Annotated in this window: 7 protein-coding genes and 1 pseudogene; 6 read left to right on the forward strand and 2 right to left on the reverse strand. The window is 63.2% G+C overall.

The features are described from left to right. Positions 1-45: 45 nt before the first annotated feature. Together B3361_RS24010 and B3361_RS07285 are read right to left on the reverse strand one after the other, a co-directional pair. Positions 46-402 (reverse strand): hypothetical protein, encoded by a 357-nt coding sequence (locus tag B3361_RS24010; RefSeq protein WP_370593771.1) that lies wholly within the window; start codon positions 400-402, stop codon positions 46-48. Between the two features lie 52 nt (positions 403-454). Continuing rightward, positions 455-1,992, reverse strand: a pseudogene (locus tag B3361_RS07285) (BCCT family transporter). A gap of 533 nt (positions 1,993-2,525) precedes the next feature. On the opposite strand from B3361_RS07285, the gene betI reads away from it, so the two are divergent. The 6 genes from betI to selO all read left to right on the forward strand — a co-directional run bounded on the left by betI (position 2,526) and on the right by selO (position 13,372). Continuing rightward, the gene (gene betI / locus B3361_RS07290; protein ID WP_009684989.1) at positions 2,526-3,182 is read left to right on the forward strand and encodes a transcriptional regulator BetI; all 657 of its coding nucleotides are present in this window, start codon (positions 2,526-2,528) and stop codon (positions 3,180-3,182) included. 38 nt (positions 3,183-3,220) lie between these two features. After that, positions 3,221-4,693: a betaine-aldehyde dehydrogenase gene (betB, locus tag B3361_RS07295; protein ID WP_009684988.1), complete on the forward strand. Its 1,473-nt coding sequence runs from the start codon at positions 3,221-3,223 to the stop codon at positions 4,691-4,693. A gap of 157 nt (positions 4,694-4,850) precedes the next feature. Further along, complete coding sequence (gene betA, locus B3361_RS07300) at positions 4,851-6,542, forward strand: choline dehydrogenase (protein ID WP_009684987.1); 1,692 nt, start codon at positions 4,851-4,853, stop codon at positions 6,540-6,542. Positions 6,543-6,697: 155 nt separating this feature from the next. Next, positions 6,698-8,440 carry a potassium/proton antiporter gene (locus B3361_RS07305; protein ID WP_047149596.1) on the forward strand — a complete coding sequence of 581 codons (1,743 nt, stop codon included), beginning with the start codon at positions 6,698-6,700 and terminating at the stop codon, positions 8,438-8,440. Positions 8,441-8,475: 35 nt separating this feature from the next. Further along, positions 8,476-11,784 (forward strand): mechanosensitive channel MscK, encoded by a 3,309-nt coding sequence (gene mscK / locus B3361_RS07310; protein WP_054906261.1) that lies wholly within the window; start codon positions 8,476-8,478, stop codon positions 11,782-11,784. Between the two features lie 127 nt (positions 11,785-11,911). Next, positions 11,912-13,372 carry a protein adenylyltransferase SelO gene (gene selO, locus B3361_RS07315; protein WP_054906262.1) on the forward strand — a complete coding sequence of 487 codons (1,461 nt, stop codon included), beginning with the start codon at positions 11,912-11,914 and terminating at the stop codon, positions 13,370-13,372. The last annotated feature ends 99 nt before the right edge of the window (positions 13,373-13,471 follow it).

Genomic DNA, 13,471 nt, shown 5'->3' on the forward strand with positions numbered 1-13,471 from the left:
AAGGCCTTGCACGGTGGGCAAGGCCTTTTCTTCATTGCAGCAGCGTCAGCTGTACACTCGCCCCAGCAACTGGCGATGGCTTTCGAACTGGTCCAGCACGTCACGCACGATCTGCTCGGGCGCAAAGCCCATCAGGTCGTACTCCTGGCTGCCGTCGTGCAGGTACACCTCGGCACGGTAGAAGCGTTGACGGACTTCCGGCTCGCCTTCCACCGGCGCCTCGCTGGGTGCCGCCAGGTAGCCGTCCAGGCTCACTTCGTAGACGAACGGGTTACCTTCTTCCATCATCACCCGCAGGCCCATCATGTCGCGCGCCTGGCCGACACGGGACTCCACGTCGAAGCCCAGGGTCTGCAACTGCGCAGCAGCCTCTTTCAGGGCCGGGCTGACCTGCTTGTCCATGAAGCGCTGCACCACGGCCTGGGTCGGCTGCAGCTCCAGCTGGGTCAGCCGCTCACTGAACCCACGTCGGCCACGGGCAGCCAGTTCGGCGCGCTCCTGCTCTACCGCCACGTCCTGTTTCATGGCCTTGTACAGGCCGAACATGAACAGCACCAGCACCACCGAGAATGGCAAGCCCGCCAGCACGACCATGGTTTGCATGGCCTCGAAATTACCGGCGAACAGCAAACCGATGGTCACCAGGGTGATCACCACCGACCAGAACACCACCATCCAGTGCGGGGCATCCTCGTCGACCTTGCCGCCTTTGCAGGACAGGTTGGCCATCATCACCGCACCGGAATCGGCCGGGGTCAGGAACAGCACGAAGCCAACGAACACCGCCACCCCGATCACGAGCTTGGCTGCCGGGAAGTATTCCAGCAGTTGGTAGATCGACATCGAGGGTTGTTCCAGCGCAGTCTTGCCCAGCTCGACCGCGCCCTGGTTGATCACCAGGTCCAGCGCCGTGTTACCGAAAATCGACAACCAGGCCAAGGTGAAGCCCAGCGGGATCAGCAGCACACCCATGACCAGCTGGCGCACGGTGCGGCCTTTGGAAATACGGGCGATGAACATGCCTACGAACGGGCCCCAGGAGATCCACCAGGCCCAGTAGAACACGGTCCACAGGCCCAACCAGCGTTCGGACTTGCCAGCCTCGCCCTCATACACGTACAGGTCGAAGGTTTTCAGCACGATACCGTTGAGGTAATCGCCTACGTTCTGCACGAAGCCGTTCAGCAGGTGCAGGGTTTCGCCGCCCAGCAGGACGAAGATCAGCAAGCCGCTGAACAGCATGATGTTCAGGTTGGACAGGCGGCGAATGCCGTTTTCCACACCCGAAACCGCCGCCACGGTAGCCACGCCAGCCATCACCAGGATCACCACCAGCAGGTTGGTCTTGCTGTGGTCCATGCCGAACAGGTACTCCAGCCCGGACGACACCTGCATGGCACCGATGCCCAGGTTGGTGACCAGGCCCAACAGGGTGACAAACATGCCGAAGATGTCCACGGCATTGCCGGCGGCACCCTTGACCCAACGTTCGCCGACCAGGGGGTACAACGCCGAGCGCAGCGCCAGCGGCTGGTTATGCCGGTAGGCGAAGTAGCCCACGGCCAGGCCGACCAGCGCATAGATCGCCCAGCCATGCAGGCCCCAGTGCAGGAAGGTCAGCTGCAGGCCCTGGCGCGCAGCTTCGAGGCTTGCCGGGGTGCCCTCCGGTGGGTTGAAGTAGTGGTCCAGGGGCTCGGAGGCGCCAAAATACAGCAGCGAAATACCGATGCCCGAGGAGAACAGCATGCCGGCCCAGGCGCCATAGCTGAAGTCGGGCTGGTCGTCCTTGCCGCCGAGCTTGAGGCTGCCGTAATCGGAGAAGGCCAGGTAGACGACGAACAGCAGGTAACCGCAGATCACCAGCATGTAGTACCAGCCAAAGGTGCGCGTCAGCCACTTCTGGGCCACGCCCAGCACCTGGCCGGCAGTTTCGGGTACAGCGATCAGCAAGGCAGTCAGAACAAGGATCATCAGCGCCGAGGTGAAGAACACCACGCGGTTGACCCGTACCCTCTCGGCGGGGGGCTTGGTAAGTGAGGCAGAACTCATTGCACGAATGCTCCGGGCAGTGCGGCTGTGGAGGCTAATCATTCTTTCCCGAGCAATTGGTGGAATATCCCCACTGCATCAGGTGTTATAAAAGCACCCTGGAAACCGTGATCCCGAATCGATACGTTGCAAAAAACAGACAGGTGGTCTGCTGCAAATGCCACGCTTTACCCGCTGGGTGCGCGCATTTGTCACAGATCACCCCGCCCGCTCCAAGGGCCCGCCGCAGGGCCGGGGCCACGTGGCAGAATCTGCATTTCGCATCGCTGATGCCCGTCAACGCCTTGTATTACGGGGGTTACGCGATTTCCTGGGGTGTCAATTCGTGCCTGCTCGACGACCTGAAAGACTGTCAATGGCACAAATTGTCGCAGAGCTTATTCTTTATTGATTGAACGTTCAATCAAAACAAAATAGACTGGTCTTCGCCGAGTCAGCCGCCTGTCGCCTGCTCGCAGGCCTGAGGAGATAGCAAGATGCCCAAGGTCGGTATGCAACCCATCCGCCGCCAGCAGTTGATCGAAGCCACGTTGCAGGCTGTCGACCAGGTCGGCCTGGGGGACGCCAGCATTGCGCTGATTGCCCGTTTGGCCGGGGTGTCGAACGGCATCATCAGTCACTACTTTCGGGACAAGAACGGCCTGATAGCAGCGACGATGGGTTACATCATGAATATGCTCAACGAAGGCGTTCGAGCACGTCGCCAGGCCCTGACGGACGACAGCCCGCGCGCTCACCTGAAAGTGATCATCGAGGGCAACTTCGATGCCAGCCAGGTGAACGGCCCGGCGATGAAAACCTGGTTGGCCTTTTGGGCTTCCAGCATGCACCAGCCCGATTTGCACAGGTTGCAACGGATCAACGACCACCGTTTGTACTCTAACCTGTGTTGCCAGTTTCGCCGTGCCTTGCCGCTTTACCATGCGCGCAAGGCCGCCCGTGGCCTGGCAGCCCTGATCGACGGTCTGTGGCTGCGCGGTGCCTTGTCGGGTGATGCATTCGACACTGGCCAGGCAGTACGGATTGCTTACGAATACATGGATCTACAACTGGCTAAGCAGCACACCCTGGGCACCAACGACCCGGCTGCTGAACAAGCGCGCACGGCCCTTGCCCACCCGGCAGGAGCGTGACGCAAAGCCAAACCACACACTGCACTTGCGAGGACACTATGGCCCGTTTCGGAACGCAAAAACTCTACATCGATGGCGCTTACGTCGACGCTGGCAGCGATGCCACTTTCGAAGCCATCAACCCGGCTACCGGCGAAGTCCTTGCCCACGTGCAGCGTGCGACCGAGGCTGACGTCGAGAAAGCCGTCGAAAGCGCCGAGCGTGGCCAGAAAGTCTGGGCTGCGATGACCGCCATGCAGCGCTCGCGCATCCTGCGCCGCGCCGTCGACATCCTGCGTGAGCGCAACGACGAGCTGGCCATGCTGGAAACCCTGGACACCGGCAAGTCGTACTCGGAAACCCGCTATGTCGACATCGTCACCGGCGCCGATGTGCTGGAGTACTACGCAGGCCTGGTGCCGGCCATCGAGGGCGAGCAGATCCCGCTGCGTGAGTCGTCCTTCGTCTACACCCGCCGCGAGCCGCTGGGCGTGACCGTAGGTATCGGTGCCTGGAACTACCCGATCCAGATCGCCCTGTGGAAATCCGCCCCGGCCCTGGCCGCTGGCAACGCGATGATCTTCAAGCCATCGGAAGTCACGTCGCTGACCACCCTCAAACTGGCCGAGATCTACACCGAAGCCGGCCTGCCCAATGGCGTGTTCAACGTGCTGACCGGCAGCGGCCGTGAAGTCGGTACCTGGCTGACCGAGCACCCCCGCATCGAAAAGGTCTCCTTCACCGGCGGCACCACCACCGGCAAGAAGGTCATGGCCAGCGCCTCGAGCTCGTCGCTCAAGGAAGTCACCATGGAACTGGGCGGCAAGTCGCCGCTGATCATCTGCGCCGATGCCGACCTGGACAAGGCCGCCGACATCGCCATGATGGCCAACTTCTACAGCTCGGGCCAGGTATGCACCAACGGTACCCGCGTGTTCATCCCGGCTGAAATGAAGGCTGCCTTCGAAGCCAAGATCGCCGAGCGCGTTGCGCGCATCCGCGTCGGCAACCCGGAAGACGAAAACACCAACTTCGGCCCGCTGGTCAGCTTCCAGCACATGGAAAGCGTGCTGGGCTACATCGCCAAGGGCAAAGAGGAAGGTGCCCGCCTGCTGTGCGGCGGCGAGCGTCTGACCACCGGTGAGTTCGCCAAAGGCGCCTTCGTGGCCCCGACCGTGTTCACCGACTGCAGCGACGACATGACCATCGTCAAGGAAGAGATCTTCGGCCCGGTGATGAGCATCCTCACCTATGAAACCGAGGAAGAAGTGATCCGCCGCGCCAACGACACCGACTACGGCCTGGCCGCCGGTGTCTGCACCAACGACATCACCCGCGCCCACCGCATCATCCACAAGCTCGAAGCCGGTATCTGCTGGATCAACGCCTGGGGTGAATCGCCGGCCGAGATGCCGGTCGGTGGTTACAAGCAGTCGGGCGTAGGCCGTGAAAACGGCGTCAGCTCACTGGCCCAATACACCCGTATCAAGTCGGTTCAGGTCGAACTGGGCGGCTACAACTCGGTCTTCTGACCGACAGTTGCAAGCCGCAAGCTTCAAGCTGCAAGAAAGAGCCGGTCGGCGTCAGACCGCCGGCCCTTGCAGATACCATCCATTCGCAAGCTTCGCCCAGCTGCTTTTTCTTGCAGCTTGTAGCTAGAAGCTTGCCGCTGCATTTCGGAGAAATGCCATGGAATACGATTACATCATCGTCGGTGCCGGCTCCGCCGGTAACACACTGGCCACCCGCCTGACCGAAGATGCCGGCGTCACCGTACTGCTGCTGGAAGCCGGCGGCCCCGACTACCGCTTCGACTTCCGCACCCAGATGCCAGCAGCCCTGGCCTTCCCGCTGCAAGGCCGCCGCTACAACTGGGCCTACGAGACCGACCCGGAGCCGTTCATGGACGGCCGCCGCATGGAGTGTGGCCGCGGCAAGGGCCTGGGTGGTTCGTCGCTGATCAACGGCATGTGCTACATCCGCGGCAATGCCATGGACTTCGACGGTTGGGCAGAACTGCCAGGCCTGGAAGACTGGACCTACCTCGACTGCCTGCCGTACTTCCGCAAGGCCGAAACCCGCGACATCGGCCCCAACGACTACCACGGCGGTGACGGCCCGCTCAGCGTCGCCACGCCCAAAGCAGGCAACAACCCGCTGTTCAACGCAATGGTCGAAGCCGGTGTACAGGCCGGTTACCCGCGTACCGAAGACCTCAACGGCTACCAGCAGGAAGGCTTTGGCCCGATGGACCGTTCGGTGACCAAGAACGGCCGCCGCTCCAGCACCGCCCGTGGCTACCTGGACCAGGCCAAGAAACGCCCGAACCTGACCATCGTGACCCACGCCCTCAGCGACCGTGTGCTGTTCGAAGGCAAGCGCGCGGTTGGCGTCACCTACCTGGTGGGCGACAGCGAAGAACGCGTAGAAGCCCGTGCCCGCAAGGAAGTGATCGTCAGCTCCGGCGCCATCGCTTCGCCGCAGCTGCTGCAGCGCTCCGGTGTTGGCCCGCGTGCCCTGCTGGAAAGCCTCGACATTCCGGTGGTGCACGACCTGCCGGGCGTGGGTGAAAACCTGCAGGACCACCTGGAGCTTTACCTGCAGTACGCCTGCACCCAGCCGGTGTCGCTGTACCCGTCGCTGCTGTGGTGGAACCAGCCGGCCATTGGTGCCGAGTGGCTGTTCAACGGCACCGGCATCGGCGCCAGCAACCAGTTCGAGGCTGGCGGTTTCATTCGCAGCCGCCCTGAATTCAAGTGGCCGAACATCCAGTACCACTTCCTGCCGGTGGCGATCAATTACAACGGTTCCAATGGCGTGAAGGAGCATGGCTTCCAGGCGCACATGGGTTCGATGCGCTCCCCGTCCCGCGGCCGCATCCAGGCCAAGTCGAAAGACCCGCGCCAGCACCCGAGCATCCTGTTCAACTACATGTCCTCCGAGCAGGACTGGCAGGAATTCCGTGACGGCATCCGCCTGACCCGCGAAATCATGGCCCAGCCGGCACTGGACCCGTACCGCGGCCGCGAAATCAGCCCCGGCGCGCATGTGCAAACCGATGAAGAGCTGGACAAGTTCATCCGCGAGCACGCCGAAACCGCCTTCCACCCGTCCTGCTCGTGCAAGATGGGCACCGACGACATGGCGGTGGTCGATGGCGAAGGCCGTGTGCACGGCATGCAGGGCCTGCGCGTAGTGGATGCCTCGATCATGCCGTTGATCATCACCGGCAACCTCAACGCCACCACGATCATGATTGCCGAGAAAATCTCGGACAAGATCCGTGGTCGCAAGCCGTTGCCACGCAGCACCGCCAAGTACTACGTGGCTGGTGATGCCCCGGTCAAAGGCAAGCCGATGCGTGAAGTGAAGCAGGCGTAAGCCTGCACCGGCAGCATGACAAAAGGCACCCACCGCGGTGCCTTTTGCACATCTGCAGAAACGCTTTACATGCTGCCAATTCATCAGGTTAGAATCGATTGGCACGCGACTTGCCAGTCATTCCCCTTTCCAGCGTTATCCCGGAGTACCTGCCTTTGGATGCCAGCACCATCAACAGCCTGTTCCTGATCGGCGCATTACTGGTGGGCGCGAGTATTCTGGTCAGTTCGCTGTCGTCGCGCCTGGGCATCCCTATTCTGGTCATCATTCTCGCCGTGGGCATGGTCGCCGGTGTCGATGGTGGCGGCATCATCTTCAACAACTACCCGACCGCCTACCTGGTGGGCAACCTCGCCCTGGCGGTGATCCTGCTCGACGGCGGCCTGCGCACACGGGTGGCGAGCTTTCGCGTAGCGCTATGGCCGGCACTGTCGCTGGCCACGGTCGGGGTCATGATCACCACCGCCCTGACCGGCCTTGTTGCTGCCTGGCTGTTCAACCTGAGCCTGATCCAGGGCTTGCTGATCGGCGCCATCGTCGGCTCCACCGACGCCGCAGCGGTGTTTTCGCTGCTGGGCGGCAAGGGCCTGAACGAACGGGTTACCGCCACCCTGGAGATCGAGTCGGGCAGCAACGACCCGATGGCGGTCTTCCTGACAGTTACGCTGATCGACATGATTGCCAGCGGCCAGACCGGCCTGCACTGGAGCCTACTCACCCACCTGCTGCGCGAGTTCGGCATCGGCGGGTTGCTGGGCCTGGGCGGCGGCTGGCTGATGCTGCAAATGGTCAACCGGATCAACCTGGCCGGTGGCCTCTACCCCATTCTGGTGGTGGCCGGTGGCCTGGTGGTGTTCTCGCTGACCAACGCCCTGCACGGCAGCGGCTTCCTGGCTGTGTACCTGTGCGGCCTGGTGCTGGGCAACAAGCCGATTCGCAGCCGCCATGGCATCCTGCACATGCTCGACGGCATGGCCTGGCTGGCGCAGATCGGCATGTTCCTGGTACTGGGGCTGCTGGTGACACCGCACGACCTGCTGCCCATTGCCCTGCCGGCACTGGGCCTGGCGTTGTGGATGATCCTGGTGGCGCGGCCTCTGTCGGTGGTGGCGGCATTGCTGCCGTTCAAGGCCTTCCACGGCCGCGAAAAAGGCTTCATCTCGTGGGTTGGCCTGCGCGGCGCGGTGCCGATCATTCTCGCGGTGTTCCCGCTGATGGCCGGCCTGCCGGACGCCCAGCTGTTCTTCAACCTGGCTTTCTTCATCGTGCTGGTGTCGCTGCTGGTGCAAGGCACCAGCCTGCCGTGGATGGCCAAGCTGCTGAAGGTGACGGTACCACCGGATCCGGCGCCCATCTCCCGCTCTGCGCTGGAGGTGCACATCACCAGCGAGTGGGAAATGTTCGTCTACCGCCTGGGCAAGGAGAAGTGGTGCATCGGCGCCGCCCTGCGCGAGCTGAAGATGCCGGAAGGCACACGCATCGCCGCCCTGTTCCGCGGCGAGCAGTTGCTGCACCCCTCTGGCAGCACCGTGCTGGAGGTCGACGACATGCTCTGCGTGATCGGCCACGAACACAACCTGCCGGCGCTGGGCAAACTGTTCAGCCAGGCGCCGCAGCGTGGCCTGGACCTGCGCTTCTTCGGCGACTTCGTTCTCGAAGGCGATGCCGAACTGGGTGCGGTGGCCGCACTGTATGGCCTGAAACTCGATGGCCTGGACGCGAAAATGCCGCTGGCGCAGTTCATCCGACAGAAGGTCGGAGGCGCTCCAGTAGTAGGTGACCAGGTGGAATGGCACGGCACGATCTGGACCGTGGCGACCATGGTCGGGAACAAGATCCAGAAAGTGGGCGTCAGATTCCCCGAAGGAACGCGACCCGGACCAGGATTGTTCCTCTAAACTTCGTTTCTGCCGGATCCACAAGTAGTCTGCCTATGTCCCTGCGCGCATACCTTCGCCCAGCCCTGCTCGGGCTGTGCCTGTCCCTTTCCTTCGCGGCCACCGCGGCAGAGCCGCCAACGGCTGCCAGCATTCAGAACAGCCTCGACAAGATCGCCGAGCGCAAGCTGCCCGAGGCCGACCAGAAGGCCTTGCAGCAGGTGCTGGAACAGACCCTGAGCCTGCTGGCCAGCAAGGACGACAACGAGAAGAAGCTGGCCGCCCTCAAGCAGCAACTCAGTGCCGCACCCAAGGAAACCGACGACAGCCAGAAAGAGCTGGCCCGGCTCAAGCAAACCAAGGTTCAGCCGGTTGCCCAGCGCTATGCCAACCTCAACGTGCAGCAGCTCGAACAGATGCTCAGCGAGCGCAACACCCAGCAGGGCGAGCTGCAGAAGTCGCTGTCCGACGCCAACAGCCTGATCATCAACTCGCAGACCCGCCCCGAACGTGCCCAGGCCGAAATCAGCAGCAACCAGACCCGCGCCCAGCAGATCAACAGCATCCTCAAGACCGGCAAGGACGGTGGCAAGTCGATCAACGCCGACCAGCGCAACCAGCTGAACGCAGAACTGGCTTCGCTCAACGCGCTGACCCTGCTGCGCCGCCAGGAACTGGCCGGCAACAGCGTGCTGCAGGACCTTGGCAACGCCCGCCATGACCTGCTGATCGAGCGTGCCGCGCGTCTGGAGCAGGAAATCCAGGACCTGCAGACGCTGATCAACGACAAGCGCCTGGCCCAGTCCCAGGAAACGGTCACCCAGCAATCGATCGAGGCGCAGAAGGCGGGCGGCAGCAGCCTGCTGGCCACCGAAAGCGCAGCTAACCTGAAGCTGTCCGACTACCTGCTCAAAAGCACCGACCGCCTCAATGAGCTGACCCAGCAGAACCTGCGCACCAAGCAGCAACTGGACAGCCTGACCCAGGCCGACCAGGCGCTGGACGAGCAGATCAACGTGCTCAAGGGCAGCCTGCTGCTGTCCAAGATCCTCTACAAACAGAAACAGACCCTGCCACACCTGAAACTCGACCGTGACCTGGCCGACCAGATCGCCGACACCCGCCTGTACCAATTCGAGGTCAGCCAGCAGCGCGAGGTGATGAGCAACCCGGTGACCTATGTCGACAAGCTGCTGGCAGCCCAACCGCAGGAACAGGTTACCCCGCAGCTGCGCAAGGCCCTGCTGGAGCTGGCGATCACCCGCAGCGACCTGCTGGAGCGGCTGAACCGCGAGCTTTCGGCGCTGCTCAACGAATCGATCACCCTGCAGCTCAACCAGAAACAATTGCTGGGCACTGCCCAGAGCCTGCGCACCACCCTCGACGAGCAGATGTTCTGGATCCCCAGCAACAAGCCCCTGGACTGGGACTGGCTGCGCACCGTGCCGCAACGGCTGGCCGACCAGGTCGCCAACCTGCCGTGGGCCTCCAGCCTGAGCGAGCTGACCGACGGCCTCAGCCACCGGCCGCTGCTGTTCCTGCCGCTGTTGCTGGTGATCGGCGCTCTGTTGTGGCGGCGCAAGTACCTGTACCAACGGCTGGGCAAGGTGCACCAGGACATTGGCCATTTCCGCCGCGACAGCCAGTGGCATACGCCACAGGCGATTCTTATCAATATCCTGCTGGCGATGCCGGTCAGCCTTGTCCTGGCGTTGTGCAGCTACGCCCTGCAAATCGACGCCCGCGGGCAGAACGCCAACCTCGGCGCGGCCCTGTGGCAACTGGCCCAGGCGTGGCTGGTGTTCTATACCGCCTACCGCATCCTTGCACCCGGCGGCGTGGCGGAAGTGCATTTCCGCTGGTACAAACCGCAGGTCGAGTTCCTGCGGGGCTGGGTACGCCGCCTGGGCACCGTGGTGCTGGCCCTGGTCGGGGTAGTGGCGGTGGCCGAGCACCAGCCGTCGGCGCTGGCCGACGATGTACTGGGTATTGGCGTGGTGCTGGCCTGCTATGCGCTGATGGCCTGGCTGCTCAGCCGCCTGCTGCTCAGCAGCCCGGCGCACCGTGACACTTCGCTGTTCCGCAAGGCGGTCGGCGTGGCGTTCACTGCGCTGCCTATCGCCCTGTTCGTCGCGGTGTGCTTCGGCTACTACTACACCGCCCTGAAACTCACCGACCGGCTGATCTACACCCTCTACCTGCTGCTGTTCTGGCTGGTGATCGAGGCCGCCTTCGTGCGCGGCCTGTCGGTTGCGGCCCGCCGCCTGGCCTACCAACGGGCACTGAGCAAGCGCGCGGCGGCCAAGGAAGGGCTGGACGGCGAAGTGGTCGTCGAAGAGCCGACCCTGGACATCGAGCAGGTCAACCAGCAATCGCTGCGCCTGATCCGCCTGGCCCTGCTGGGCGGTTTCATCGCTGGCCTGTACTGGGTATGGGCCGACCTGCTCTCGGTGTTCGCCTACCTCAACAACTTCGTGCTGTACGAATACACCAGCGGCACCGGCGCCGCTGCCAGCATGGTGCCCATCAGCCTGGGCGACCTGTTGGGGGCACTGGTGATCGTCGGCATTACCTTCGCCCTGGCCGGCAACCTGCCAGGCCTGCTGGAGGTGCTGGTGCTGTCACGCCTGAACCTGGCCCAGGGCAGCGCCTACGCCACCACCACCCTGTTGTCGTACACCATCGTCGGCGTGGGTATCGTCAGCACCCTGTCGACCCTGGGGGTCAGCTGGGACAAGCTGCAATGGCTGGTGGCGGCGCTGTCGGTGGGCCTGGGCTTCGGCATGCAGGAAATCTTCGCCAACTTCATCTCCGGCATCATGATCCTGTTCGAGCGCCCGGTACGCATCGGCGACACCATCACCATCGGCAACCTGTCGGGCACGGTGAGCAAGATCCGTATCCGCGCCACCACCATCACCGACTTCGACCGCAAGGACATCATCGTCCCCAACAAGACCTTCATCACCGGCCAACTGATCAACTGGTCGCTGACCGACACGGTCACCCGGGTCACGCTGAAGCTGGGCATCGACTATGGCTCCGACCTCGACCTGGTGCGCGAGCTGCTGCTCAAGGGCGCGCATGAAAACCCACGGGTGCTCAAGGACCCGGAACCGATCGTGTACTTCCTCAACTTCGGCGAGAGCTCGCTGGACCACGAACTGCGCATGCACGTGCGCGACCTGGGTGACCGCAACCCGACGCTGGATGAACTCAACCGCTTCATCAGCCGCGAGTTCAAGGCGCACGACATCAAGATCTCGGTACGCCAGGTCGAGGTGTTCCTGATGGACGCAGCCGGCGGCAAGCAGCAGCTGATACCGATGGAGCAGCCCAAACCCGATGGCACCCAACCTGTGTGAGTGGACGCCATAGGGCATGAACGCCCAGAATGCCTGCGAGGGCTTGGCCCTCGATCGCCGGCAAGCCAGCCCCCACAGCTGGGCCCCGCAAAGCGGCCCCAATGGCACCGACTTCCAGGAGCAGCCCGTGAAAGCCCTCGACCAACTCACTTTCGACAACCGCTTCGCCCGCCTGGGCGATGCGTTTTCTACCCAGGTGCTGCCCGAGCCCCTCGCCGAGCCCCGCCTGGTGGTGGCGAGCGAGTCGGCCATGGCGCTGCTGGACCTCGACCCGGCCCAGGCCGAACTGCCTCTGTTCGCCGAACTGTTCAGCGGCCACAAGCTGTGGGACCAGGCCGACCCAAGGGCGATGGTGTACTCCGGCCACCAATTCGGCTCGTACAACCCGCGCCTGGGCGATGGCCGCGGCCTGTTGCTGGCCGAGGTCCTGAACGAAGCCAATCAGCACTGGGACCTGCACCTCAAGGGGGCCGGCCAGACGCCGTACTCGCGCATGGGCGACGGCCGCGCCGTGCTGCGCTCATCGATCCGCGAGTTCCTCGCCTCCGAAGCCCTGCACGCCCTGCACATTCCCACTAGCCGCGCGCTGTGCGTCATCGGCTCGAGCACCCCGGTATGGCGCGAAACACGGGAAAGCGCGGCCATGCTCACCCGCGTGGCGCAGAGCCACGTACGCTTCGGTCATTTCGAGTATTTCTACTACACCAAGCAGCCTGAGCAGCAACGGGTGCTGCTCGACCACGTCTTGCAACAGCACTACGCCGAGTGCGGCACCGCCGAGCAACCTTACCTGGCGATGTTCCGCACCATCGTCGAGCGCAACGCCGACCTGATCGCCCGCTGGCAGGCCTATGGCTTCTGCCACGGGGTCATGAATACCGACAACATGTCGATCCTCGGCATTACCTTCGACTTCGGCCCGTACGCCTTCCTCGACGACTTCGACGCCAATTTCATCTGCAACCACTCCGACGACCGTGGTCGTTACAGCTACGCCAACCAGGTGCCCATCGCCCACTGGAACCTCAGCGCGCTGGCCCAGGCGCTGACCACGGTGGTCGAGGTGGAGCCGTTGAAGCAGGCGTTGAGCCTGTTCCTGCCACTGTACCAGGCCCATTACCTGGACCTGATGCGCAGGCGCCTGGGCCTGACCACGGCCGAGGATGACGACATGGCGCTGGTCGAGCGCCTGCTGCAGTGCATGCAGCGCGGTGGTGTGGACTACAACCTGTTCTTCCGCCGGCTGGGCGAGCAACCGGTGGCCGAAGCGTTGAAGGTGGTGCGCAATGACTTCATCGACCTGGCCGGCTTCGATGCCTGGGGCGCCGATTACCTGGCCCGATGCGAGCGTGAAGCCGGCAATGCCGAGGGGCGCCGCGAACGCATGCATGCAGTGAACCCGTTGTACGTGCTGCGCAACTACCTGGCGCAGAAAGCCATCGAGGCAGCTGAAGCGGGGGATTACAGTGAAGTGCGGCGGCTGCACCAGGTACTGAGCAACCCCTTCGAGGAGCAACCCGGGATGCAGGCCTACGCCGAGCGCCCACCGGAATGGGGCAAGCACCTGGAAATCAGCTGCTCTTCCTGATTGGCGCTTCCCCCCTGGACTGCACATAAGAAGTTGGAGACCAATCCAATTTCTTGGGGTGTCCATATGAGCAAGTACTCAGACCAATTCAAGCTTACC

The organism is Pseudomonas sp. UBA6699, from assembly GCF_002454615.1.
GTDB lineage: Bacteria > Pseudomonadota > Gammaproteobacteria > Pseudomonadales > Pseudomonadaceae > Aquipseudomonas > Aquipseudomonas juntendi.